We start from the raw sequence: 25,236 nt of genomic DNA on the forward strand, positions 1-25,236 counted from the left end.
GGGAGATGTCACCGGCGAAGGCGCGCTGGATGCCGCCGACGTACTGCAGGTTGTCCTCCCATAGCCGGGTCCGCCAAGGCGAGAGCTGACCGGTGGCGGTGTTGATGATGCCGACGCCGTAGCGGTCTTGGCCGGCGATCTGTCGGCCGGTGTGCACCACGACGAGCTTGGAGAGGTCGTGGGTGAGCTTGAGCTCCTGCACGTTGAGCGAGCCGTTGGGTCCGATCCCACCGGTGATGTCGTTGTTCCAGGTGCCGCCCGGATTGGCGTTGGTGCGGCCGACGAGCTCGCCGGTAGTGGCGCTGACGGCGGCGAGGCCGCGGTGGTCGGCGCCGTTGATCTTGGTGAACTTCCCGCCGAGGTAGACGGTGGAGTTGGTGGCCTCGAAGCTCGGTGCCGGCGCCATTGGCGTCGGCGGTCCAACCGCTGATCGTGGCACCAGTGGTCGGGTTGATCGAGGCGAACTTCTTCTTCGCCACGCCGTTGACGGAGTTGAACGTGCCGGCGACGAAGAGCTTGGTGCCGTCCGGGCTAGCCTCGATGTCTGAGACGCCACCACCGCTGAAGGTCGGTCGGAAGTTGGCGTCGACCAGGCCGGTCGTCAGGTTGAAAGCCGCGAGGAACCGCTGGTCGTAGTTGGTGGTGTTGCCGCTCGTGTTGTTGCGGATCGAGCTGAATCCGCCGGCGACGTAGACGCGATTGCCGATGTACTCCAGGTCCTCGATCTCGCCGGAGGTGATCCGCGGCATGTTCGTCGAGACGATGTCGGGGACGACGGCCGTGTGGCCCGGGCCGCTGGTGGGCGCCTGCGGCGAGACCTGCCCCGTCGTCTGGCCGGTCGCTTGGCTGTCGCTGACGGTCAGCGTGACCGTGCGGGTGGTGCCGTTGCTGTAGGCATGGGTCGGCGAGACCCCCGTCCCGGTCTGGCCGTCGCCGAAGGCCCAGCTGTAGGTCAGCGAGTCACCGTCGGCGTCAGACGAGCCCGCCGCGTCGAAGCTGCAGGTCAGTCCGGCGCACGACGAGGTGAAGCGTGCGACGGGTGGGGTGTTGGTCGGTCCGGTGGTGGTCTCGCCTGGGCTGACCACGACGGAGTAGAGCACCGACCTGTTGACGTTGGCCGTGGTCGTCGCTGTGCGGCCGGCGGCGGTGCCCACCGCGACCGCGCCGTTGGAGTCGGCGAAGACGGCACTGACCTTCCCGGTGCCGTTGGCCGACGCGGTCGTCCGTTGGGTCACGCCGCCTGGCAGCTGCCAGGTGGCCACGGTGGGAGACTTCTCGCTCCAGGCGCTCACCAGCCAGGACTGCTGCTCCGCCACCGCGACCGACGGTGTGGTGTGGCTGGCGGCGGCACTGTCGCTGCCCCCGATGGCCGACGCGGTGACCCTCGCGGTCCCGCCCGAGCTGCGGTAGGCAGCCACGACCATCGCGGACTTGGCGCTCGCGCTCGAGGTCACGGTGATGGTGCTGCCGGCGTCGCTGGCCGTCGCGGTCTTGCTCCACAGCCGGCCGCGGATCCCCTTGCCCTCCCGGCTCTGCAGGGACTCCCACCCCGAAGGCGCGGTGACCGTGCCGTTGAGATTGTTGGTGGTGAGGACCAGCACCAGCGCGTCACCCGCTTGCACCGAGGCCGGGATGACTACCCGATGGCTGGTCCTCGCCCCAGCGGTGCTCGCCGACGCCACGAACGACAGGTCCGCTGGTGCGGCGGCGACCGGCGATGTGGTGACTGCGACAGTGGTCGCTGCTGTTGCCAGAGCGATCAATGTTGCGATGACGATACGGCACAGACGCCTGAAACCCATGACGAGCCCCTCACTTGTCACCGGAACCCGGCCGGTGACACCCCCACGAAGTCCAAAACAGTAGTCGTTGGTGACCCCGCTTGGTCAAGGTCCGATCGGGTCAAATCTTCCGGTGAGGCCGTGCTGACGCTCGACATCCCTGGACATCGGGGAGCGCCAGTCTCGGCACAGATCGGAGGCGGCCGACACCAGCGATGCGGGAGTTGAGAGACTGGGCCGGTGAATGACTCAGTCGATGCCCTGCGCGAGGCAGCCCATCTCGACGACCATGCGTTGGCCGCTTGGCTCGCGACCGCTGCGGGCGAGCGCCTGCTCGAAGTTCGTGAGGAGGGGTTGACCGGGCGCGAGCTCAAGGATGCCGGCGACCTGGCCGCCCACGAGCTGCTGATGAGACTGCTGGCCGCGGTGCGTCCCGACGATGCGGTGCTCTCCGAGGAAGGCAAGGACGACCCGGTCCGGCTCACTGCGGATCGGGTGTGGATCGTGGACCCGCTGGACGGGACCCGGGAGTTCTCCGAGCCACCCCGAGACGACTGGGCCGTACACGTCGCGTTGTGGGAGCGCGGGGAGCTGGTGGCGGGGGCGGTCGCCCAGCCGGCGCTGGGTGAGACATTCTCCACGGCTGCCCCCCCGAGTGTGCCGCCGCGCACGTCGGGCCGGCCGCGGATCGCGGTCTCCCGGACTCGCCCGCCGGCTTTCGTCGAGGCGTTGGCGGCCGAGATCGACGCCGAGCTGGTGCCGATGGGCTCGGCCGGGGTCAAGGTCATCTCGGTCACCCGTGACCTCACCGACGCCTATGTGCACGCCGGCGGCCAGTACGAATGGGACAACGCCGCCCCCGTGGCCGTTGCCCGTGCGGCCGGCCTGTTCTGCTCGCGGGTCGACGGTTCGGACCTGGTCTACAACCAGGAGAACGTCTCTCTGCCCGACCTGATCGTCTGCCGGCCTGAGCTCGCTCAGCCGATCTTGGACTTCGTGCGCCGGCACGGCACCGACTGATCCCTTCTCCTCCGTTCTTTCCGGTCTGAGCCTCGGCTGCGCAGACTCCGTGGGCGTTGGCCGGCCCCGCCGCGAGTGCCGTATCAGCACGGCCTGGGCCGGCTCCTCGAAGTCATGGTCGAACACGGCGCCGATTCCGCGTCATTGCTGCCGCGGTCGTCCGTCACATTCCCAGGAGACCTGGCAGCGAGCCGACGGAGAGGAGGGGTCGCCATGTGGGACGTCGCAGAAGAGCAGCACTCTTGGCTGTCGCACGACCGGCCGTGCCCCGACTGCGGGCACGCGCTGCACACGGTGTTGCCGTGCTCCGACAGTTGCGACTGCCGCCCCGAGGGCTTTCGCGCTACCGGCCGCGTCGCCTGATCGCGTCGCGCCGAGATCAGCGGAGCGTCGTTGCGATCGGCCGGATCGCACGACGTCCGCCGGGCGGACCGGTCTGGACCACATCGGCCGGACCGACCCGGTCTGGACCACCGACCCGGTCTGGACCACCTCGTAGAATCGGACGGCACACCCCCTCTCGTCGCCGAGAGGGGGCTGTCGTGCTGTCCGATCCTCTCCACCAGTGCCGAGGAGGCACCGTGACTTCAGCGGAGACACTCGCGGGGACATCTGCGGGAAAGCTCGCCGGTTTGACCGATGCCGTGCTCGCCGACCCGGCATTGGCAGAGTCGCTTGCCGACCTTCGTGCGGGCCTGCTGTCAGAGCTGGACCTGACGGGCCCGGCGGCGACTCGCCCCTTCGTCGTAGCCGGACTGGTGGGCACCGACCGGACCGTGCTCGCCGTCACCGCGACCACCCGGGAGGCCGAAGACCTGGTCGCCGAGCTGGCCGACCTGGTCGATCCCGAGACGGTGGCCTACTTCCCGAGCTGGGAGACCCTGCCGCACGAGCGGCTCAGCCCGCGCAGCGACACCGTCGGGCGTCGACTGGCGGTCCTGCGTCGGTTGCGCCACCCCGGCCGTGACGCCGCCACCGGACCGCTCCGCGTGGTGGTGGCTCCGGTGCGCTCGGTGCTGCAGCCTCAGGTGGCGGGGCTGGGCGACTTGGAGCCCGTCGAGCTGTCTTCGGGAGACAGCGCTCCGCTCGACGACGTCGTACGCCGTCTGGCAGGGGCCGCCTACCAACGGGTCGACCTGGTCGAGAAGCGGGGCGAGTTCGCCGTCCGCGGCGGCATCGTCGACGTGTTCCCGCCGACCGAGGAGCATCCGATCCGAGTCGAGTTCTGGGGGGACGACGTCGAGGAGTTGCGCAGTTTCTCCGTCGCCGATCAGCGCACCCTCGGCGAGGTGGAGCGGTTGTGGGCGCCACCGTGCCGCGAGCTGTTGCTCACCGACGAGGTGCGACGCCGTGCCGCCGACCTCGGCGAGCGGCACCCGCAACTGGTCGAGTTGACCGACAAGATCGCTGCCGGCATCGCGGTCGAGGGGATGGAGTCGCTGGCGCCCGTGCTGGTCGACCGGATGGAGCTGCTCGTCGACGTGATGCCAGCCGACACGGCGGTGGTGGTGCTCGACCCGGAGCGGGTGCGGACCCGCTCCCATGACCTGGTCGCGACCAGCGAGGAGTTCCTGGGCGCGAGCTGGGCCGCGGCAGCGGGAGGCGGCCAGGCGCCGATCGACCTCGGCGCGGCCTCCTACCGTTCCCTCGGCGACGTCCGCGCCCACACGATCGGCAGTGGCCGGCCCTGGTGGACGGTCAGTCCGTTCGGCATCGCTGATCCCTCGGCCGCCGAGGGGTCCGCAGCCGCGGCGACGGTCCCGGACGACGGGCTGCCAGCCCGGGCGCTGTCGGCCGTCCCGGCCGTCGAGTATCGCGGTGACCTCGACCGAGTGGCCACCGACATCCGAGATTGGCTCCGCGATCGGTGTCGAGTCGTCGTCCTCCAGCCCGGCCACGGGACGGCCGAGCGGACGGTCGAGGCGCTGGGCGAGCACGATCTCCCGGCGCGACTGGTCGAGGAGCTGCCGGAGCTCCCGGACGCCAGCGAGCGCGGTGTCGTGCTGGTCACGACGGGCTCGTTGACGCATGGCCTGGTCGACCTCGCCCACGAGCTGGTCGTGCTGACCGGCGAGGATCTGTCCGGTCAGGCGAGCTCCACACGTGACATGCGACGGCTGCCGGCCCGGCGGAAGCGCCAGATCGATCCTCTCGAGTTGCGAGCCGGAGACTATGTCGTGCACGAGCAGCACGGTGTCGGCCGGTTCGTGGAGATGCGGCAGCGCGAGGTCCAGGGCGCCACGCGGGAGTACCTCGTCCTGGAGTACGGCGCCTCCAAGCGAGGCGGCCCGCCCGACCGACTCTTCGTGCCCGCTGACAGCCTCGACCAGGTCACCCGATACGTCGGTGGCGAGCAGCCCAGCTTGGACCGTCTCGGCGGATCGGACTGGGCCAAGCGCAAGGGCCGGGCACGCCGCGCCGTACGAGAGATAGCGGCGGAGCTGATCAAGCTGTACGCCGCTCGTCAGGCCACCCAGGGCTACGCCTTCGGGCCGGACACACCCTGGCAACGCGAGCTCGAGGACGCCTTCGTGTTCACCGAGACCCCCGACCAGCTGAGCACCGTCGACGAGGTCAAGGCCGACATGCGCCGGACGGTTCCGATGGACCGGTTGGTGTGCGGCGACGTCGGCTACGGCAAGACCGAGATCGCGGTGCGGGCCGCGTTCAAGGCCGTCCAAGACGGCAAGCAGGTCGCCGTCCTGGTGCCGACCACGCTGCTGGTGCAGCAGCACATGACGACCTTTGCCGAGCGGATGGGGGCCTTCCCCGTCGTGCTCAAGGCGCTGTCGCGCTTCCAGACCGACAAGGAGGCGCGCGAGGTGCTCGAGGGCCTGGCCGATGGCAGCATCGACATCGTCATCGGCACCCACCGGCTGCTCAACCCCGACGTGCGGTTCAAGGACCTCGGCCTGATCATCGTCGACGAGGAGCAGCGCTTCGGCGTGGAGCACAAGGAGCTAATGAAGCGTTTGCGCACCTCGGTCGACGTCCTCTCCATGTCGGCTACCCCGATCCCGCGCACCCTGGAGATGGCGATCACCGGCATCCGCGAGATGTCGACCATCACCACGCCGCCCGAGGAGCGGCACCCGGTGCTCACCTACGTCGGCGCCTACGAGGATCGCCAGGTGGTCGCCGCCATCCGGAGGGAGCTGCTCCGCGATGGCCAGGTCTTCTACATCCACAACCGGGTCAACTCCATCGAGAAGGCGGCCGCCCGGATCCGCGAGATGGTCCCCGAGGCTCGGGTCGCGGTCGGACACGGCCAGATGGGCGAGCACCAACTCGAACAGGTGATGCTCGACTTCTGGGAGAAGCGCTTCGACGTCCTCGTCTGCACCACCATCGTGGAGTCCGGGTTGGACGTCTCCAATGCCAACACCATGATCATCGAGCGGGCGGACATGCTCGGCCTCTCCCAGCTGCACCAGCTGCGGGGCCGGGTCGGCCGCTCGCGTGAACGTGCCTACGCCTACTTCCTCTACCCGCCGGAGAAGCCGCTCACCGAGACCGCCCACGAGCGACTTGCGACCCTGGCCCAGCACTCCGACCTCGGCGGCGGCATGGCGATCGCGATGAAGGACCTGGAGATCCGGGGCGCCGGCAATCTGCTCGGCGGCGAGCAGTCGGGCCATATCGCCGATGTCGGCTTCGACCTCTACGTCCGGCTTGTCGGTGAGGCGGTCTCGGAGTTCCGAGGCGACGGAGAGCCCGAGCTGGCAGAGGTGCGCATCGAGCTGCCGGTCGACGCGCATCTGCCGCACGACTACATCGGCTCCGAGCGGCTCCGGCTGGAGATGTACAAGCGACTGGCCGAGGTGCGCTCCGACGCCGACGTCGACGAGCTGCGCGACGAGCTGACGGATCGGTACGGCGAGCCGCCCGCCGAGGTTGCCTCCCTGCTGCTGGTGGCTCGCTTCCGAGCGCGGGCCCGCGAGGCCGGCGTCGGCGAGATCACGCTGGCCGGGAAGTTCGTCCGGTTCGCTCCGGTCGAGCTGCCCGACTCGCGCGTCGTGCGCCTGCAGCGGCTCTATCCCAAGAGCGTGGTCAAACCGCCGCTGAAGACCGTGCTGGTGCCCCGGCCGCTGCCGCCGCGGGTCGGCCAGCCACCGGTGTCCGGGGTCGCCCTGCTTGAATGGGCCCGGACAGTCATCGACACGGTGATCGATCCGCCCGCCGAGCGCACCGCTGCGCGGGTGGTCGGCCAGGACAAGGAGTAGATGTGCGATCGTCGAGCACGCCGCGCCGGCGCGCGACCTGGACCGCTGTGGCTGCCGGTGCTCTGCTCCTGCTGACCGGTTGCGCCGACGTCCACCCGGGCGTCGCCGCCAAGGTCGGCGACGACACGATCACGATGGCCACGGTCGACCAGGCCGCCGACGATCTGTGCACTGGCCTTCGACCACAGCTCGGCACCGGGCAGACCCCCGCCGCGTTCACCATGGGAAGGCTGCGGAGCAACATCGTCCAGACGATGGTCACCCGACAGGTGGCTGAGCAGGTCGCCGCGGACCTCGATGTCTCGACTGGGTCGTCCTACAACGACGCGGTGAATAGTGCCAAGGCGTCTGTCGCCAGCCTGCCGGCGGGGGTCCAACAGACCCTGATCGACCTCCAGACGGCCGGCCCCTATGTCACCGACGTGCTGACCGCGGCCGCCAAGAAGCAGCTTGCCGCGGCAGGCAACACATCGCCGACGGACGAGCAGGTCAACCTGCAGGCAACCGGCCTGCTCGCCGGGTACATGAAGAAGGCCGACATCTCCATCGACCCCCGCTTCGGGCTGGACGCCGACCTCGGCACCACCGACACCACGGTGTCCTTCGCCGCGAGCTCGGTCGCCAAGACCGCGGTCAAGGCGGCGAGCAGCGAGGCGACCCAAGACGACGTGGACGCTGCGCTGGCCCTCGTGCCGATGTCGCTTCGTTGCACTAAGTGACCACGCCTGAACACGATGCCGAGGCCGGGTTGACGCAGCAACCCAGGCGGGTCGATATCGGCCACCAGGCCGGTGCTAAGTGGGGCGACGAGGATGTCACCCGGGAGCGAGTGCTGGAGTTCCTCCAGGTGATGCGCCAACTGCGCTCGGAGTGCAGCTGGAAGGCGTCGCAGTCGCACCGCTCGCTGGTGCGCTACCTCCTCGAGGAGGCGCACGAGACGGCCGAGGCGATCGAGACCGGGTCGCTGGCCGACCTGCGCGAAGAGCTGGGTGACCTGCTGCTCCAGGTCTGGTTCCACGCCGTCATCGCCGAACAGGCCGGTGAGTTCGCTCTCGATGACGTGCTCGCCGACATCATCGCCAAGATGCGCCGCCGCAACCCCCATGTCTTCTCCGACTCGTCCAGCGCTGCGGAAGATGGCCGAGCCGCACCGGAGCGTCCCGATGCGGCCGCGGTGAACGAGGTGTGGGAGGCGATCAAGGCGACCGAGAAGCGGCGGGCCACGCCGACCGAGGGCCTGCCGACCTCGTTGCCGGCGCTCCTCTACGCCGACAAGGTGCTCGACCGGCTGGCTCGGTCCGGACAGCGAGAAGCGCCACGCCCAGCGGAACAGGGGCCTGTTGCCCGCAGCTCGACGGAGATCGGGGAGAGTCTGTTGGCCGTCGTCGCCGATGCTCGGGCGAGCGGAGTGGATCCCGAGCAGGCGCTGCGCGACGCCGTACGACGACTGCTCGCGGACACTGATGGGCGATCCATCCCCTCACCACTAGGCTGAACCCGTTCGTTTCCCTTCCGGGCAGGAGCAGCATCGTGGCATCTATCGCAGCAGTCGGCGCACGAGAGATCCTCGACTCGCGCGGCAACCCCACCGTCGAGGTCGAAGTGATGCTGGACGACGGCGCCTATGGCCGCGCTGCGGTCCCGAGCGGCGCCTCGACCGGGGCGTTCGAAGCCGTCGAGCTGCGTGACGGGGCGAAGCGCTACCTCGGCAAGGGGGTCCAGAAGGCGGTCGCCGGAGTCCTCGACTCGCTGGCGCCGGTGGTGGTCGGCCTCGAAGCGGACGACCAGCGCCTGATCGACCAGACGATGGCGCAGGTCGACGGCACGCCCAACAAGGCCAAGGTCGGGGCCAACGCCATTCTCGGCGTCTCGCTCGCGGTGGCCCGTGCCGCCGCCGAGTCGGCCGGGCTCCCGCTCTACCGCTACGTCGGTGGGCCCAACGCCTACCTGCTGCCGGTGCCGATGCTGAACATCCTCAACGGCGGATCACACGCTGACTCCAATGTGGACATCCAGGAGTTCATGATCGCTCCGGTCGGTGCGTCGACCTTCGCCGAGGCGCTCAGGATGGGCGCCGAGGTGTACCACTCGCTGAAGTCGGTGCTGAAGAAGAAGGGTTTGGCGACCGGCCTCGGCGACGAAGGCGGCTTCGCGCCCAACCTGGAGAGCAACCGGGCGGCGCTCGACCTGATCGCCGAGGCGGTCAAGGGCGCCGGCCTCAAGCTCGGTCGGGACATCGTGTTGGCCCTCGATGTCGCCGCGTCGGAGTTCCACAACCGCGGCAAGTACTCCTTCGAGGGTCAGAAGCTCGCCAGCGACAAGATGATCGCCTACTACGCCGATCTGGCGGCGTCCTACCCCATCGTCTCGATCGAGGACCCTCTCGACGAGGAGGACTGGAAGGGCTGGAAGGCGATTACCGATGAGCTGGGCACCAAGATCCAGTTGGTCGGTGACGACCTGTTCGTCACCAACGTCGAGCGACTCCAGCGCGGCATCGACGGTGGCCAGGGCAACGCGCTTCTGGTCAAGGTCAACCAGATCGGGTCGCTCACCGAGACCCTCGACGCCGTCGAGTTGGCGCACCGCAGTGGGTTCCATTGCATGATGAGTCACCGCTCGGGCGAGACCGAGGACACCACCATCGCCGACCTCGCCGTCGCCACGAACTGCGGCCAGATCAAGACCGGGGCGCCGGCCCGCTCCGAGCGGGTAGCGAAGTACAACCAGCTGCTCCGGATCGAGAGCGAGCTCGGCGACGCAGCGAGGTACGCCGGCGTCGGCGCGTTCCCCCGGTACCAGCGCTGATCCTTGTCATGATGGGTGAGTGATCATCACCGCTTCCCCACGCATGTCCGGCGGTGGTCACCGGTGAAGCGCGTCCGCCAGCCTTCGGGTCCCGGCCGCAGCAGGCGACCCGGTGACCGCGGCACCCCCCGGTCGGCCGCGGCCGACGTCACGCCGCTATCGCCGGGCGAGACGAAACGACCGCGCTCCAAGCTGACCGGGCGCGCCGCGATCTTGGCCCTGGTGCTGGCAGTGCTGGCGATCTCCTATGCCTCCTCGATGCGCGCCTACCTCCAGCAGCGTGCGCACATCTCGGACCTCGAGGCGCAGATCGCCACGAAGCAGACGAGCATCGACAAGTTGGCGCGGGAGACGCAGCGCTGGAAGGACCCGGCCTACGTCAAGGACCAGGCCCGCACCCGGTTCGGCTACGTCGATCCGGGCGAGCGTGCCTGGGTGGTCGTCGGCGCTGACGGGACGCGACTGGAGGACCAGGCGAAGTTGTCGGACCCCGACGACGTCGTCCACCAGACCCCCACCGCCTGGTGGGAGAAGGCCTGGGGATCGGTGGAGCTTGCCGGCCATCCGCCAGCGGATCAGGACCCACCAGCGACCCACATCGGCGGCCCGGCGAAGAAGATTTCGGAGTCCCAGTGACAGGGCCGCAGTGACCGAGCCGGGTATCGACCCGGCCGACGAGGCGATCGTCGCCGCACAGTTGGGTCGAACCCCTCGTGGCATCCACGCGGTCGGGCATCGGTGTCCCTGCCGGAACCCCGACGTGGTGGTCACCGAGCCCAGGCTGCCCGACGGGACGCCCTTCCCGACCACCTTCTACCTCACGTGTCCGCGGGCTGCGTCGCGGATCGGGACGCTCGAGGGATCGGGGCTGATGCGGGAGATGCAGGACCGGCTGGCGAGCGACGCCGACCTCGCGGCGGCGTACCGTGCCGCTCATGAGGCCTATCTTGCCGCGCGCGAGGAGCTCGGGGAGGTCCCCGAGATCGCCGGCACCTCCGCGGGGGGCATGCCCGATCGGGTCAAGTGCCTCCATGTCCTTGCTGCGCATGCGCTCAGCGCGGGGCCTGGTGTGAACCCGTTGGGTGACGAGGTGCTGGACCTGCTGGGCGCCTGGTGGACCGAGGGAGCCTGCGTGTCCGAGGGGGAGCTCGCATGAGGAAGGCGGGGCTTCGGCCGATGATCGCTGCAGTCGACTGTGGCACCAACACCATCAAGATGCTGATCGGCCAGCTCCCCGAGATCGTCGTGCGGGAGTCCCGCGCCGTGCGTTTGGGTCAAGGCGTCGACACCTCCGGCGAGCTGGCAGAGGAGGCCCTGGTGCGGGCCTTCGCGGCACTGGACGAGTACGCCGCCCTGATCGCCCAGCACCCCGTCGAGCGCATCCGATTCTGCGCGACCTCGGCAACGCGCGACGCTTCGAACGCGGAGGTCTTCGCTGCCGGCGTGCGCGAGCGACTCGGCGTCGACCCCGAGGTCGTCTCGGGGGACGAGGAAGCCCGACTGAGCTTCGACGGAGCGGTGCGCAACCTGGTCCGCGACCCCGAGCCACCCGTGCTGGTCATCGACATCGGCGGCGGCTCGACCGAGCTCGTCCTCGGTCGGCGTGGTGCCGATGGCCGGTCGAGGGTCGAGTCGGCGGTGTCGCTCGACATCGGCTCGGTGCGCCTCTCCGAGCGCCATCTCCACTCCGACCCGCCTTCGTCGGCCGAGCTGGCGGCGTGCGCCGCCGACGCCGACACCGCGCTCGACGGCTCGCCGGTCGACCTTGCTCTTGCGCGGACGGTGGTCGGGGTGGCTGGCACCATCATCACCGTCGGCGCAGGGGTGCTGGATCTGCCGACCTATGACCCCATCCGCACCGATCAGGCGGTGGTGCCGGTGGACGGTGTGCACGACTACGTCCGGCGGCTCGCTCAGTTGACCCTCGCCCAGCGGCTGGCATTGCCCTACATGCACCCGGGGCGTGCCGACGTGATCGTGGGCGGTGCGCTCATCTTGGACCGAGTGCTGCGCCGCACCCGCACCGACTCCCTGGTCATCTCGGAGGCGGACATCTTGGACGGCATCGCCTGGTCCATCGCCGATGGATGAGATCCAGGCTGGATCGCGGGCCCTCCCACACCCGGTCACCGGTGTGCTCTTCGACAGCCCTGTGCCGCCCGGCACCGGTTGGCCGGACGACCCTGCCGAACCGGAAACTCCGGTCGCTCAAGGCGGCCGTGAAGTCCAGCGATTGGCCCGAAACTGCATCCCTGGGCCCGAAATCTCCACCGTTTGGGCCCAATCGGCAACAACCCGAGCCGAGGAGCTGGCCGACCTGGATGCCCGGATCTCGGTCTGCCGGGCCTGTCCGAGGCTGGTCCGGTGGCGCGAGGAGGTGGCCGTCACCAAGCGGGCGTCGTTCGCCGACCAGCCCTACTGGGGTCGTCCGATCGCGGGCTGGGGCGAGCCGGCGCCGCGGGTGCTGATCGTGGGGCTTGCCCCTGCAGCCAACGGCGGCAATCGGACCGGCCGGGTGTTCACCGGCGACTCCTCCGGGGACTGGCTCTTTGCGAGCCTGCACCGGGTGGGGCTTGCCGCGCTGCCGACGAGCACCAGCGCCGCCGACGGCCAACGACTGATCGGTGCTCGGATGGTCGCCACGGTCCGTTGCGCTCCGCCCGACAACAGGCCCACGGTGCAGGAGAGGGACACCTGCGCTCCGTGGCTGCTCACCGAGCTGCGACTCGTGCTACCCAGCCTGCGCTGCATCGTTGCGCTCGGGGGATACGGCTGGGACGCGGTGCTGCGGAGCTGGCGCGCGATGGGGTGCGGCACCCCACGGCCGCGACCGACGTTCGGTCACGGCCGCGAGGTGTCGCTGTCCTGGCCCGACGGCGAGGTGACGCTGCTGGGCTGCTACCACCCCAGCCAACACAACACCTTCACCGGCCGGCTGACCCCGCAGATGCTGGACGAGGTGCTGGGCGCCGCCGCCAGTAGGTAGTCCGTCCAGTCGGTCAGCGGTTGCTGCGGTCCGCTTTGCTGGGCGCGGCCTTGCTGAGCGCGTTCTTGATCTCGCTCTTGCTGGGCCGCTTGCCGTTGCCGTTGAACGGGATGAACTCAGCGGAGAGGGTGGTTTCGTCGTAGATGGTGTTCGAGCCGCCGTCGGCGTCGAACGAGACGGTCTTCTTGCCCGCCCCCACCGGGATCGTCACGTTGGTGCCGCAGTTCTGCTCCTGATCGTCGGCGGTGATGTGGACAGAGCGTTCGGAGCCACGTGCATAGTGACCGTTCAGCGAGATCCAGCAGTTGGTGTAGGTGGGCGCGCTGAAGTCGTAGACATCCGATGACGCGGTCACTACCACGTAGCCCTTGGTGGGCGCCGTGACCTGGACCTTCAGCGCCGTTGCGGTACCGGTCGAGAAGCCGGCGATCGCGTTGTCGTCGACCTGCTTGGAGGCCACCCGGACGAGAAGGTCGTTGGGGCCGAGGGTCTTGTCCTTGATCTGCTTGCCGGTGATCTGTCCAGCGGCATAGCTGGTGCCGCCAACGGCGGCCAGCGCCAGGGCGCAGCCAGCAACGGTGAGCACGGTGGTGCGCGAGGCTTTGCGAGTCATGCGGTTTTCTCCCTGCGATGAGATGGGTGAGGAGGTCCCCGAGCAGACCGGTGTCCGAACGGACGACTGGGCGGCTAACAGGTTGCCAATCTAGGGCGTGATCCAGATCGCAGACAATGGGCAACTTCGAGGATCCACCTGGCGCGGCGTCTCGTCGTACCGTTGTCCCGCCCCCGTATCCCAACCGGCAGAGGAAGTCGCCTTAAAAGCGATTCAGTGTGGGTTCGAGCCCCACCGGGGGCACTGTGCGGCGACCGCGCCAACCGGTCGCCGGGAACATCACACCCTGACCAGTCGTTGAATCCGGTGAGCCCCGTTAGACTCGGGGCTCGTCGTGTTGGCCCTCATCGTGGGGGTCGCCGAGGCCTCGAGGAGAGACCACAGATGCGTAGCAACAACCCGGTGTTCAACCGATCCCCAGAGTTCAACGGGCAGTACACCGACACCCAGACCTATGCCGGCTCGGGCAGCAACTACCCCGGCTACGGCGCCCCGCAGCAGAACCCGTCCGACCCCTCCACCTGGAGCGTCGGCACTCCGCAGGACCAGCAGGCCGGTCCGGTCGAGCGGATGACCGTCGACTCGGTGGTCCAGAAGTCCGCGATCACCTTCGGTCTCGTCCTCGTGATGGCCGCGCTGACCTGGGCCTACATCGGCGACATCGCCACCGGCACCGCGCTGGGCGACCAGCAGAACCTCGCCCAGCTGTCGACCGCATTGCTGGTGGGCTCCGGTGGCGCCTTCGTGCTGTCGATGGTCAACTCCTTCAAGCGCGCGATCAGCCCCGCGCTGGTGCTCGTCTTCGCAGCGTTCGAGGGCGTCGCCCTCGGTGCGCTCAGCAAGGCGTTCGAGGTGCAGTTCTACGACGGCATCGTGATGCAGGCGGTCCTCGGCACCTTCGCGGCCTTCGCCGGCACCCTGGCGGCCTACAAGTTCTTCGACATCCAGGTCGGCAACCGGTTCCGCACGTTCACCATCGCCGCGATGTTCGGGATCGTCGGCCTGGGGCTCTTGGAGTTGGTGCTCAGCCTGTTCGGCATCTCGACCGGCCTGTTCGGCTTCGGCACGTTGGGCCTGCTGATGGCGGTCGCCGGTCTGGTGCTCGGCATCTTCATGCTGGTGCTCGACTTCGACTTCGTCGAGAAGGGCGTGGCCGCCGGTCTGCCCGAGCGTGAGTCGTGGCGAGCCGCCTTCGCACTGACCGTGAGCCTGGTCTGGATCTACACCAACCTGCTGCGGATCCTGGCCATCCTCAATCGCGACTGAGCCTCAGCCGCGGCTGAGGCCTGACGCAGAGTCCCCGGAGCCTGACAGGCCCGGGGACTCCGTCATTTCCAGGTCATCTCTGGGGTCATGTCGGAAGGCAGCTCCGACGTCACTTCGGGATCGACTCCGCTGTCGTCGCTGGTGGCCGCCGGCGACTCGACCTCTGCCTGCGGCCTCCGCCGGCGCCGCTGCAGCCGCACCCAGCGGCCGCGCAGGCCCCGCTGAGCTCCGCCGACCTCGGTGCCGTCGAGCTCCGTGCCCGGCGCCCGCACGGCCTGGATGGCCGCGTCGGCTACGGGGAGCACGGCGCCCGGCCGGCGCAGGGTCTGCTCCAGGTCGTCGGTGGGCAGCAGGTCCAGCGCCGCCAGCACCGAGGGCAGCATCACCGAGGCGAGTTGGTGGTACCCGTCCGCCGAGGGGTGGAACTGGTCGGGTCCGAAGAGCACCGAGGGGGCAGCCGCGAAGTCCGGCCCCAGGATCGAACCGAGCGACACCGTCCGGCCACCAGCCTCCACCACCGCGATCGTCTGGGCGGCCGCGAGCCGTCGTGACCAGGCCCGCGCGACCTGCTTGAGCGGCGGTGCGATCGGCTTGACCGTGCCCAGGTCGGGGCACGTTCCGACGACCACGGTCACGCCGGCATCGCGCAAGCGGCGTACGCCGTCGCCGAGGCGCTGCACCGACTGGGACGGCAGCACCGTGTGGGTCACGTCGTTGGCGCCGATGAAGATCACCGCCAGGTCCGGCTCGGTGGGCAGTGCCCGGTCGAGCTGTCCGGCAAGATCCGACGTCTGGGCACCCACGACGGCGAAGGAACGCAGGTAGACCCGCCTGTTGGCAGCATCGGCGACACCCGAGGCGAGCAGCGCTCCCGGAGTCTCCTCGACGCGGTCCACGCCATAGCCGGCCGCGCTCGAATCGCCCAGCAGGGCGATCTTGACGCTGGGTCCGGGGCGGCCGCGGCCGTACCACCCGGTCGCATCCGGTGGCGGCACGTCCGAGGCGTTGCCGATCGCCTTGCGAGCGATGGTCGCCTCGGCCCGCAGCACGCCGTACAGCGCACCCCCGAGCAACGACAGCCCACCCCCGCCGAAGGCTGCGGCGGAGGCCAGCTTGCGTGCGGCTCCGGCTCTGCTCATGCCAACACTGTACGTATCCGCACGACGCCGGATGGTCGCGTCAGCGGAATCGGAGAGAATCGGCAGGATCGAATAGGTTGGCCGAGTGGACTACGTCGACTCGCCGCTGGATCTGATCGGCAACACACCGCTGCTGCGGCTTGCCCCCGCGCTGGCAACCACGGACCGACCCACGTCGAGCGAGAGCGGGCCGATCGTGCTGGTGAAGCTGGAGTACCTCAACCCCGGCGGCTCGGTGAAGGACCGCATTGCCATCCGGATGGTCGACGCGGCCGAGGCGTCGGGCGAACTCCAGCCTGGCGGCGTGATCGTCGAACCCACGTCAGGCAACACCGGCATCGGGCTCGCCTTGGTCGCCCAGGAGCGCGGCTATCGGTGCATCTTCGTGTGCCCGGACAAAGTCAGCGAGGACAAGCGCAACGTGCTCAAGGCGTACGGCGCCGAGGTGGTCGTCTGCCCGACCGCGGTCGCGCCCGAGCATCCGGACTCCTACTACAACGTCAGCGATCGGCTGGTCCGCGAGACGCCGGGAGCGTGGAAGCCCGATCAGTACTCCAATCCGGAGAACCCCCGCTCCCACTACGAGTCCACCGGTCCGGAGATCTGGCGACAGACGGAGGGTCGGATCACCCACTTCGTCGCCGGAGTCGGCACCGGAGGGACGATCTCCGGCACCGGTCGGTATCTGAAGGAGCAGAATCCATCCGTTCAGATCGTCGGCGCCGACCCCGCCGGCTCGGTCTACAGCGGCGGCACCGGTCGCCCCTATCTGGTCGAGGGCGTCGGCGAGGACTTCTGGCCGACGACCTACGACCGGGACATCGCCGACCGGATCATCGAAGTGTCCGACGCCGACTCCTTCGCGATGACACGCAGGCTCGCTCGCGAGGAAGGGCTGCTGGTCGGCGGGTCCTCCGGCATGGCCGTGCACGCCGCCTGCCAGCTCGCCCACGAGCTGGCCGACGCCGGAAGCGGCGCTGATGCGGTGATCGTCGTCCTCCTGCCCGACTCGGGTCGCGGCTATCTGTCCAAGATCTTCAGCGACGAATGGCTCGCGCAGTACGGCTTCAGCGTTGCCGTCGGTGACGGTGGTCAGAAGTCGGTCGGGGAGGTGCTGCGCGGCAAGGTCGGCGACCTGCCGGACCTGGTGCACACCCACCCGAACGAGACCATCGCGGAGGCGGTCGCCATCTTGCAGGAGTACGCCGTCTCCCAGATGCCCGTCGTCCGCGCCGAGCCGCCGATCGTCGCCGCCGAAGTGGCCGGGTCGGTGTCGGAGCGCACCCTGCTCGACGCCCTCTTCACGGGCGCTGCCAGGCTCACCGACGCCGTCGAGGCCCACATGTCGCCGCCATTGCCGACGATCGGATCGACCGAGCCTGCGAGCGCCGCCGTGAGCTTGCTCGAGTCGGCTGATGCGGTGCTCGTCCACGAGGACGGCAAGCCCATCGGGGTGCTCACCCGGCACGATCTGTTGACATTCTTGGCCGCGGGCTGATCGAGAGGGCGTGGCCGACTGGCCCTCGATCCGGGATTGCACGACGACGGCCCGGCCCCGCGGGGGCCGAGCCGTCGTCCCGCGTTGTTCAGCTGGCGTTGGTCAGCCGTTCTGCTTGACCATCTTCAGCGGGCCAGGCTTCTGCACCGAGCCGAACGGCGAGAACTCGACCAACATCGACTCGTTGTAGATGAAGGCCATGCCGTCAGTGCACTCCGAGGCACGCAGCTGGATGGTGTGCTTGCCGCCCTTGACCTTGGCGGCACCGATCGGCGAGCTGGTGCCCTCATGGGTGCCACCGTCCTCGAGGAAGACGCTGGAGTAGTTGCCGGCCTGCTTGCCGTCGATGAACACGGTCACCGAGAGCTCGGAGGTGTCGGGGTCGGAGACGTCGCGGGCGGCACCGAGGCTGCCGGTCACCGAGACGACACCCTTGGCCGGGGCCTTGAACGTGCGGGACAGCACCGGCGTGTAGTCGCAGCTGTCGAAGTCGTCGAACGTCTTGGCCTGCGCGAAGTACTGGGTCTTGTTGAGCTGGTTGGCGTGGTAGCCGTCCAGCTTCTGGGCGATGGACTGCGCCATCGACGGCGTCGTGAGGGCAAGGGCCCCGGTGGCCACCACAGCAGCGGCGACGATGGTGTTGCGGCGAAGCTTGTTGCTCATCTGGGTTCCTCTCTTCGGCGCGGCATCGACGGCCGCGCGATGTCCCCGGATCTCGGGGTGCTGACGAGTAGAGATGAGGCGCCCGGGCATAGCGAGATACATGTCGTCGTACGACGACACCTAGGCTGAGGGGATGGATCGCGGCTCGGTGGCGTCGTGGTGACCGACTATCTGACCATCGCTCGGGACGGCCAGAGCGAGATCGAGGTCAAGCGCTCCCGCTTCCTGGCCACCGTGACGAGGGTTGAGGAGGAGGCGGCCGCCCGAGCCGTCGTCGAACGGCTCCGCCGCGAGCACTGGAACGCCCGGCACCACTGCTCCGCCTTCGTGCTGGGGCCGAGTGCGCAGGTGCAGCGCTCCAGCGACGACGGTGAGCCGGCGGGGACAGCCGGCGCGCCGATGCTGGAGGTGCTACGCGGCCGGGAGGTCAGCGACGTCGTCGCCGTCGTCACCCGATGGTTCGGGGGAGTGCTGCTGGGTGCGGGCGGCCTGGTCAGGGCGTACGGCGACGCCGTGCGGGCCACCCTTGACGAGGTCGGACTGCAACGCCGCAGGCTGCTGACGGAGTGGGTCGTCGAGCTCGGTCACGCCGAGGCCGCCAGGGCCGAGAGCGAGCTGCGGGCGCGCGGGGTGGTGGTCGTTGACGCCTCCTATTCCGCCACGGTGACCCTGCGGCTCGGCGTCGCGCCGGACGACGTCGACCGGTTGCACGGCTTGGTGGCCGAGTTGTCCGGAGGGCGGGCCCTCGCGGTCGCAGCAGGGGAGCGATGGGTGGACTCCGGACGGGCGTAGCCTCGATCCATGAGCATCCCGGTTGACCTGGACAAGCTGGCCGACGCAGTCACGGACTTCGACGCCGGCTATCTGCTGACCGTCTCGCCCGAGGGCAAGGTGAAGGCCGTCACGGTCGAGCCGGTGGTGGAGGCTGCGCTGGTGCGGATCCCTGGTGGGAGCCGGGGCTCGGCGGCTAACTTGGCCGACAACCCTGCGGTGACCTTGGTCTACCCGCCTCGGGAACGCCACGGCTACACCCTGATCGTGGATGGCGTGGCTCGCGTCGTCGAGGACGGCTTCGAGATCGCACCGGACGCCGCGGTGCTCCACCGCCCCGCCGACCACGCCGACGGCCCGCCCGCACCCGGGAGCTGCAGCAACGACTGCGTTCGGATCTGAGCCTCGCCCCTTCAGCCGGTGACGTAGATCAGCCCGGGGCCCTCGTCGCGGTGCGGGATCCCGGTCGCTTCGAGGGCGGAGCGCCACGAGCCCGTGCAGTCGGGCGACGAGCCCTCGAAGCCGTGGTCGGCGGTGAGCAGGATGGTCACGTCGTCGAGGATGCCAATGCTCTCGAGGTGGTCGAGGAAGGCACCGAGCCGCGCGTCGGCCTGTTTGAGGGAGTCCCGCGCCATCGGTGACCTCGGGCCACCGCCGTGGTGGCCGCCATCGGTCACCACGTTGGCCCACCAGGTGAGCACCGGGGCTGCGCCGGGATCGGCGAAGAGATCCATCATCTGCTGCAGGCCGAGATCGTCCACTCGCATGCCCCAGCGGAAGTAGTCTTCTTCCAAGAAGGCGGGATCACCTAGGAACGGTGAGGTGGTCGGATCGGGCAGGGCGTCGTCGAGCGCGTCGGCCCCGGCCTCACCGCTGGCTCGGATCAGCGCCATCGTCGAATAGTCGGCACCGCGGTCGATCGCCTCGTCCACGCTCGCGGTGCGCACGCCCCCGGTCTCGCCGAGGTGGTCGTTGACGGTCTCGAAGATCGTCCGAGCCTGGGGCAGCAGCCACTCGGCGCTGCGGTGCCAGGTGCTCTCGTCGTTGGGCACGACCCGCTCCGCGGCGGCGCGGTCGTAGTAGACGTTGCCCATCACGCCGTGCCGACCGGGGCCGACTCCGGTCAGGATCGCGGTGTGGTTGGTCAGCGTGATGCTGGGAAACTCGGCGACGGCACCACCGCGCAGCGCCATCCCGCGATCGATCAGCCGGGCCACCGCCGGCAGCTCGCCGGTCTCGGCCAGGTGCAGCAGGTCGCCGCAGTGGCCGCCGTCCCAGAGCACTCCGATGACGTGCGAGCGGGCGGCGCCCTTCTCGAGGTACTCCACCTGAGGGCGCCCGTCCAGCTCGTCGCCGACCCGGTCCACCAAGGCGCTGTCCGGGACGCCCACCAGATGGGCCAGCGTCGGGCCCACATCCACCAGCCGCGCGTGGGCGTTGATGTATCCGAGGCGGCGTACCCCTGCTCCACTGAGGATGAAGGGCGCCCGCGACTGGATCACGTCGAGCGACCCATGCTCGCCGACGTGGCCGCCCTCGTCGGGGAAGAAGTGTCGCGGCGTGTGCACGATGGCCAGATCCGGGCTGCGGTCGGGGTTGGCGAAGAAGGACAGCAGCCGCTGCGCCGCGAGCGGATAGCTGTTGCCGGTGGAGCGCCGCGGGGACGGGTCGGCGACCTCCTTGTCGTAGGGCAGGAAGGCCAGCGGATCCTCACTGCCGATGGGGTTCTCGCCGTCGACCACCTCGGCCGGCCCGTCGAGGTGGAAGCGGACCCGGCCGATGCTGTTGGCGGCGTACGCCGTCCTGCCCGTCGGGTCGTCCGCAACCCAGCAGACCAGGTCCACGATGTCGGCGAGCTCGGGAGCACAGAGCGCGCCGATCAACGCCTCGCGCTGCTCGGGTGTGGCAGTCATGGCGCCACCGTAGTGGCGGAGACCGTAGGTTGGCTGCCATGGGCCCGTTCTGGCTGAGTGCATTCCTCGACTTCGCGGCCGAGGACTTCGAGGACGGATGTGGCTTCTGGCGTGGGGTGACCGGCTTCGAGCTGTCGCCCGCACGTGGGGAGGACGACGAGTTCGCCACCTTGGTGCCGCCGGTCGGCGACGACTACCTGCGTGTCCAGCGCCTGGCCTCTGGACCTACACGGATCCACCTGGATCTGCACGTGCCCGATCCGGGTGCCGCCGCGGACGCTGCTGTCGCGTCCGGAGCCGAGGAGCTCGAGGACCGGGAGGAGTACGTCGTCCTGCGGTCTCCGGGTGGGCTGGTCTTCTGCTTCGTCACCGCGCCCGCCTCGACTGTGCCAGCGGCGCTCGAGTGGCCCGGTGGCGACGAGTCGATGGTCTACCAGGTCTGCCTCGACCTGCCCGTGTCGTCGTACGACGACGAGCTTCGCTTCTGGGCCAGCATCCTCGATGCACGCGTCGAGCTGCTCGAGGAGGTGCCGGAGTTCTCCTGGCTGCGGATGACGACCCCGATGGCGCTCGACGTCCTCGTGCAGCGACTCGGCCGTGCGGATGGACCGGCCTCCGCGCACCTCGACGTCGGTGCCACCGATCGAGCGGAAGAGGTTGCCCGGCACGTGGGCCTCGGCGCGAGCGTGGTCGGCGAACACCGCTTCTGGACCGTGCTGCGCGATCCGGTCGGGATGACCTACTGCATCACCGACCGCGACCCCTCGACCCGGACGCTGCCGGCGTGAGCACGCATCCCCTATGGCGTCCCTTCGAGGTGCCCGACGACGATGCCATCGCGCGAGCCAGGGTCGGGGTGCATCCGCGGACCCTGGTCGAGGTGGTCGCGCCTGACGAGCGATGGCCGGCACAGTTCGACGCTGTACGGCGCCTGGTGCTGGACACACTCGGTGACGCTGTCGTCGCGGTCGAGCACATCGGGTCGACCTCGGTGCCGGGCCTCTGGGCGAAGCCGATCGTCGACATCGACCTGACCGTCCCCGACTCCGCGGACGAGGCCAGCTATCTCCCGGCGCTGGAGAATGCCGGTTTCCACCTCCGAGTCAGGGAACCGGACTGGGAGGAGCACCGCCTGTTCAAGCTGCTGGAGCCCGACACCAATCTGCATGTGTTCTCGCCCGGAGCAGTCGAGCCGCAACGACACCTGCTCTTCCGCGACTGGTTGCGCACCCATGCCGACGACCGAGAGGCCTACGCTGCCTGCAAGCGCGACCTGACTTGGGTCACGCGCTTGGGTTGTGTCGGGTCGTAGGCCTGTGACCTGTGGTGATGCGGTGGGTTTGGTGGGTTTCCACGCACTAACGGGGTCGGTTTAGGGTCACTGGATGGCGTTCATCCGACGGGTCCGAACGGCGTCGGGCGCGACGGCGGTGCAGGTCGCGGAGTACGCCGGCCAGGGCCGTCAGCGGATCGTGAAGCACCTCGGCTCGGCCCATACCGAAGCCGAGCTCGGGCTGTTGCTGGAGCAGGCCCGCGAACTGCTGGCCGATCCGTCACAAGGACTGCTGCCGCTCGAGGTCGAGCCAACGCCGGCGGTGGCTGGGCTGGTGCCCGAGGTCGGCGAGCCGCTCCTGTTCGACGTTGCCGGGCGTGACTCGGGTATCGAGGAGGACCGTGTTGCTCGGGGTGCTGGCAGGGACCGGCCCGGCCGGGTGGTGGCGACGGGGTCACGGCTGCTGTACGAGGCTCTCACGGCGGTCTACGACGAGCTGGGATTCGACGTGCTGGGCGACGAGACGTTCCGGAGCCTGGTGGTGGCGCGGATCGTGGAGCCGACCTCGCTGCTTGACAGTGCCCGGGTGCTGGCCGACCTGGGTGTTGCTGCGTCGTCGTATTCGACGATGAAACGCACCCTGCGACGGGTCAAGACCGCCAAGTACCGCGACCAGATCGCCGCCAGGTGCTTTGCCCATGCCCTCTCGGCCGGGGACGTCTCACTGTGCCTGTACGACGTGACGACGCTCTACTTCGAGGCCGAGAACGAGGACGCGTTTCGCAAAGTAGGCTACTCCAAGGAGCGTCGCATCGACCCACAAATCGTGGTCGGCCTATTGGTCGACCGGCAGGGATTCCCCCTGGAGATCGGCTGTTTCGAGGGCGACACGGCAGAGACGACCACGATCGTCCCGATCATCGAACAGTTCGCTGACCGGCATGGCATCGCTGACATGGTCATCGTCGCTGATGCCGGGATGCTCTCGGCGAAGAACCTCACCGCTCTGGACGGGGCTAACTTGAGGTTCATCGTCGGCTCCCGCACCACGAAGGCACCCATCGACCTGGCCTCCCACTTCCGCTGGCATGGGGACGCGTTCACCGACGGGCAGATCATCGACACCACCACACCCAAGAACGCCCGGGTCATCGACAACGACGAACTGGAAAGGGTCGAACCGATCTCCTGACTCGTGCCACTTGATCGAGATTCGGCGTTCCCGCCGGTGTCTGTGCAGGTCACGGGGTTGCGTCGTCGCTCATTGACACACCCCGCCCCTCGGCAGCGCCTGCTCATGGCGTTCGTGAGGAAGACCCCGGGCAGCTCCGGCAGCATCAAGATCCCGAGCTCGCGGAGCCCCGCGACGGACGAGACATCGCCCCTGAGCATGTCGGTACCGGGCAACAAGGCCGGGTCATCGTCCCGCCAGCCCCCAGATCACCATCCGCGGCCCCGGGTACGACTCAATCGCGTCGACCTGATCCCGCCGGACGGGGCCGATCATCCTGACCGCGCCGCAGATTAGCGCTCACTGACACACCCCGGTGGCACGAGTCGGGAAGAACGCCCGGGTCATCGACAACGACGAACTGGAAAGGGTCGAACCGATCTGGGACCGGCAGCAGCATCCGGGATCGTGGCGGGTGGTGTGGGCCTACTCGGCCAAACGCGCGGCGCGTGACAACAAGACGCTCACCATTCAGGAGAACCGGGCCAAGGACGTCATCGCCGGTGAGAAGAAGGCGAAGGCCACCCGGTTCGTCAAAACCAGCAAGGGCAAACCCACCCTGGACGAGGCATCACTGGCACGGGCTCGCCGGCTGGTCGGGTTGAAGGGCTACGTCACCAACCTCGACGCCACGACGATGCCCGCCGCCGAGGTCATCGCGAAGTACCACGACCTGTGGCACGTCGAGCAGTCCTTCCGCATGTCCAAAACCGACCTGCGCGCCAGGCCGATCTTCCACCACACCCGCGACGCGATCGAGGCCCACCTCACCGTCGTGTTTACCGCACTGGCCGTCGCCCGCGAGGCCCAGAACCGCACCGGGCTGGCGATCGGCAACATCGTCCGACAGCTACGCCCGCTGCGCAGCGCGACCATCGCGATCAACGGTGCCCGGCAGACCTTCAGGCCCGAAGTCACCTCAGGGCACCAAGAGATCCTCGACGCACTGAACTCGCCCGGCGTCACGCACTAACGCGTTTGGCCCAACTCAGGTCCGAGTCAGGGAACCGGACTGGGAGGAGCACCGCCTGTTCAAGCTGCTGGAGCCCGACACCAATCTGCATGTGTTCTCGCCCGGAGCAGTCGAGCCGCAACGACACCTGCTCTTCCGCGACTGGTTGCGCACCCATGCCGACGACCGAGAGGCCTACGCTGCCTGCAAGCGCGAGGTGGCCGCCCGCGGGTTCACCGACGGCATGGCCTACAACAACGCCAAGGCCGGGTTCGTCTACGACCTCTACGAGAAGATCTTCACCGCCGACCCGGCCCACGCCCACACGCCGCAGCCGCGGAGGACCGAAAATCGGGGGCCGCACATGATCAAGAGCGCCGGCAGGGTCAGCAAACGCCGTGCCCAGTGCCAGCGCGATCGCGAGACTACGCCTGTTCAGAATCTGAACGAGCCTGACGCGCTTCTGCGATGAGCTCCGGGAGGTACGTCCGGGCTGCGGCGATGAGATCGAGGAAAGAAGCGTCGGCCGGTCCGCTGTCCCGAGTCACATAGATGTCCTCCCCGCGGTCGCCGACGTCGCCGACTTGAATAAAGCTGTCTCCCGATTCATGGTCGCGCCCCTCGACCATGGCCCTCCAGGGCGGTGGGTCGCACCGCTCAGAGAGACGCTCCAAGTGGTCGAGTTCCTCATCAGACAGGGACATGGAGGCACTCACTTCCGGGGATTCTTGACAGTTGGCGTGAATAGGTTGCTCAGCACGTCGGCTGTGCAGCCGCTGATCAGGCAATGATTCGGGTTGTGTGGCGTGGGGTCGCGCGTCACTGATCCGCCAGCATTGCGGATATCTCCGACAGTGCTCACGCCGATCTGATTGTTCTTGATGCCCCGGGCGGCTTCCTCGACCGTTCTGCCAGAGTTGACTGAGACGCCCGATAGGTAGCCTGCGGCATCTGACGTGACGCCGCTGCCGTTGGCGAACCGCTCAGCCGTGTTGGTTCCACCACGGACCAGCACGACGCTGTCGTCCAGGCCCCTTGCGGCGGTTGTGGTGGCGAGTCCGGCGCGGATGCCGGCGACGCCGATGATGCCCATGGCGAC

22 protein-coding genes, 1 tRNA gene and 2 pseudogenes are annotated in these 25,236 nt (G+C 68.8%); 19 read left to right on the forward strand and 6 right to left on the reverse strand.

Features of this window, described 5'->3' with window-relative positions; translation table 11 throughout:
- Window positions 1-8: 8 nt before the first annotated feature.
- Entirely contained in the window at window positions 9-1,802 is a 1,794-nt protein-coding gene (locus tag QM714_RS17290; protein ID WP_415102580.1) for a PKD domain-containing protein, read from the reverse strand.
- Window positions 1,803-2,021: 219 nt separating this feature from the next.
- On the opposite strand from QM714_RS17290, the gene QM714_RS17295 reads away from it, so the two are divergent.
- From QM714_RS17295 to QM714_RS17335, 9 genes are all read left to right on the forward strand, one after another.
- Window positions 2,022-2,801: a 3'(2'),5'-bisphosphate nucleotidase CysQ gene (locus QM714_RS17295; RefSeq protein WP_415102581.1), complete on the forward strand. Its 780-nt coding sequence runs from the start codon at window positions 2,022-2,024 to the stop codon at window positions 2,799-2,801.
- Window positions 2,802-3,382: 581 nt separating this feature from the next.
- Window positions 3,383-7,024 carry a transcription-repair coupling factor gene (gene mfd / locus QM714_RS17300; protein WP_415102582.1) on the forward strand — a complete coding sequence of 1,214 codons (3,642 nt, stop codon included), beginning with the start codon at window positions 3,383-3,385 and terminating at the stop codon, window positions 7,022-7,024.
- A 2-nt stretch (window positions 7,025-7,026) separates the two neighbouring features.
- A complete protein-coding gene (locus QM714_RS17305; RefSeq protein ID WP_415102583.1) occupies window positions 7,027-7,743 on the forward strand; it encodes a SurA N-terminal domain-containing protein in 717 nt (238 codons plus the stop codon).
- Window positions 7,740-8,519, forward strand: coding sequence for a MazG family protein (locus QM714_RS17310; protein WP_415102584.1), 780 nt, complete (start codon window positions 7,740-7,742; stop codon window positions 8,517-8,519). The genes QM714_RS17305 and QM714_RS17310 overlap by 4 nt, the downstream gene beginning before the upstream one ends.
- Window positions 8,520-8,554: 35 nt before the next feature.
- The gene (eno, locus tag QM714_RS17315; RefSeq protein ID WP_415102585.1) at window positions 8,555-9,832 is read left to right on the forward strand and encodes a phosphopyruvate hydratase; all 1,278 of its coding nucleotides are present in this window, start codon (window positions 8,555-8,557) and stop codon (window positions 9,830-9,832) included.
- A gap of 63 nt (window positions 9,833-9,895) precedes the next feature.
- Window positions 9,896-10,468 (forward strand): FtsB family cell division protein, encoded by a 573-nt coding sequence (locus QM714_RS17320; RefSeq protein WP_415102586.1) that lies wholly within the window; start codon window positions 9,896-9,898, stop codon window positions 10,466-10,468.
- A gap of 10 nt (window positions 10,469-10,478) precedes the next feature.
- Complete coding sequence (locus QM714_RS17325) at window positions 10,479-10,988, forward strand: DUF501 domain-containing protein (RefSeq protein ID WP_415102587.1); 510 nt, start codon at window positions 10,479-10,481, stop codon at window positions 10,986-10,988.
- On the forward strand, window positions 10,985-11,923 hold the full coding sequence (locus QM714_RS17330; RefSeq protein ID WP_415102588.1) for an exopolyphosphatase: 939 nt from the start codon (window positions 10,985-10,987) through the stop codon (window positions 11,921-11,923). Before QM714_RS17325 ends, QM714_RS17330 begins: the two co-directional genes overlap by 4 nt.
- Window positions 11,916-12,818 carry a uracil-DNA glycosylase gene (locus QM714_RS17335; protein ID WP_415102589.1) on the forward strand — a complete coding sequence of 301 codons (903 nt, stop codon included), beginning with the start codon at window positions 11,916-11,918 and terminating at the stop codon, window positions 12,816-12,818. Before QM714_RS17330 ends, QM714_RS17335 begins: the two co-directional genes overlap by 8 nt.
- A 13-nt stretch (window positions 12,819-12,831) precedes the next feature.
- Here the strand turns inward: QM714_RS17335 and QM714_RS17340 are convergent, their stop codons facing one another.
- A complete protein-coding gene (locus QM714_RS17340) occupies window positions 12,832-13,431 on the reverse strand; it encodes a hypothetical protein (RefSeq protein WP_415102590.1) in 600 nt (199 codons plus the stop codon).
- 169 nt (window positions 13,432-13,600) lie between these two features.
- On the opposite strand from QM714_RS17340, the gene QM714_RS17345 reads away from it, so the two are divergent.
- A tRNA-Leu gene (locus tag QM714_RS17345) sits at window positions 13,601-13,674 on the forward strand.
- Window positions 13,675-13,815: 141 nt separating this feature from the next.
- Window positions 13,816-14,697 (forward strand): Bax inhibitor-1/YccA family membrane protein, encoded by an 882-nt coding sequence (locus tag QM714_RS17350; protein WP_415102591.1) that lies wholly within the window; start codon window positions 13,816-13,818, stop codon window positions 14,695-14,697.
- Between the two features lie 62 nt (window positions 14,698-14,759).
- Here the strand turns inward: QM714_RS17350 and QM714_RS17355 are convergent, their stop codons facing one another.
- On the reverse strand, window positions 14,760-15,836 hold the full coding sequence (locus QM714_RS17355; protein WP_415102592.1) for an SGNH/GDSL hydrolase family protein: 1,077 nt from the start codon (window positions 15,834-15,836) through the stop codon (window positions 14,760-14,762).
- An 85-nt stretch (window positions 15,837-15,921) separates the two neighbouring features.
- On the opposite strand from QM714_RS17355, the gene QM714_RS17360 reads away from it, so the two are divergent.
- A complete protein-coding gene (locus QM714_RS17360; protein WP_415102593.1) occupies window positions 15,922-17,334 on the forward strand; it encodes a cystathionine beta-synthase in 1,413 nt (470 codons plus the stop codon).
- 102 nt (window positions 17,335-17,436) lie between these two features.
- On the opposite strand, the gene QM714_RS17365 is transcribed toward QM714_RS17360, so the two are convergent.
- Entirely contained in the window at window positions 17,437-17,997 is a 561-nt protein-coding gene (locus QM714_RS17365) for a hypothetical protein (RefSeq protein WP_415102594.1), read from the reverse strand.
- Between the two features lie 159 nt (window positions 17,998-18,156).
- On the opposite strand from QM714_RS17365, the gene QM714_RS17370 reads away from it, so the two are divergent.
- Both QM714_RS17370 and QM714_RS17375 read left to right on the forward strand, forming a co-directional pair.
- Window positions 18,157-18,789 carry a YigZ family protein gene (locus tag QM714_RS17370; RefSeq protein ID WP_415102595.1) on the forward strand — a complete coding sequence of 211 codons (633 nt, stop codon included), beginning with the start codon at window positions 18,157-18,159 and terminating at the stop codon, window positions 18,787-18,789.
- A gap of 9 nt (window positions 18,790-18,798) precedes the next feature.
- Entirely contained in the window at window positions 18,799-19,170 is a 372-nt protein-coding gene (locus QM714_RS17375; RefSeq protein WP_415102596.1) for a pyridoxamine 5'-phosphate oxidase family protein, read from the forward strand.
- 11 nt (window positions 19,171-19,181) lie between these two features.
- Here the strand turns inward: QM714_RS17375 and QM714_RS17380 are convergent, their stop codons facing one another.
- A complete protein-coding gene (locus tag QM714_RS17380) occupies window positions 19,182-20,681 on the reverse strand; it encodes an alkaline phosphatase family protein (protein WP_415102597.1) in 1,500 nt (499 codons plus the stop codon).
- 38 nt (window positions 20,682-20,719) lie between these two features.
- Between QM714_RS17380 and QM714_RS17385 the strand changes: the two genes are divergently transcribed.
- From QM714_RS17385 to QM714_RS17405, 5 genes and pseudogenes are all read left to right on the forward strand, one after another.
- A complete protein-coding gene (locus QM714_RS17385) occupies window positions 20,720-21,469 on the forward strand; it encodes a VOC family protein (RefSeq protein ID WP_415102598.1) in 750 nt (249 codons plus the stop codon).
- Complete coding sequence (locus QM714_RS17390; protein WP_415102599.1) at window positions 21,466-21,993, forward strand: GrpB family protein; 528 nt, start codon at window positions 21,466-21,468, stop codon at window positions 21,991-21,993. The genes QM714_RS17385 and QM714_RS17390 overlap by 4 nt, the downstream gene beginning before the upstream one ends.
- Window positions 21,994-22,066: 73 nt before the next feature.
- Window positions 22,067-23,146 (forward strand): IS1634 family transposase, encoded by a 1,080-nt coding sequence (locus tag QM714_RS17395; protein ID WP_415102600.1) that lies wholly within the window; start codon window positions 22,067-22,069, stop codon window positions 23,144-23,146.
- Window positions 23,147-23,519: 373 nt separating this feature from the next.
- Window positions 23,520-24,158: pseudogene (locus QM714_RS17400) on the forward strand (IS1634 family transposase); the annotation flags it as partial.
- Window positions 24,159-24,195: 37 nt separating this feature from the next.
- Window positions 24,196-24,609: pseudogene (locus QM714_RS17405) on the forward strand (GrpB family protein); the annotation flags it as partial.
- A 240-nt stretch (window positions 24,610-24,849) separates the two neighbouring features.
- Here the strand turns inward: QM714_RS17405 and QM714_RS17410 are convergent.
- On the reverse strand, window positions 24,850-25,152 hold the full coding sequence (locus tag QM714_RS17410; RefSeq protein ID WP_415103073.1) for a hypothetical protein: 303 nt from the start codon (window positions 25,150-25,152) through the stop codon (window positions 24,850-24,852).
- Window positions 25,153-25,236: the final 84 nt, after the last annotated feature.

Source organism: Nocardioides sp. (assembly GCF_047602075.1).
Lineage (GTDB): Bacteria > Actinomycetota > Actinomycetes > Propionibacteriales > Nocardioidaceae > Nocardioides.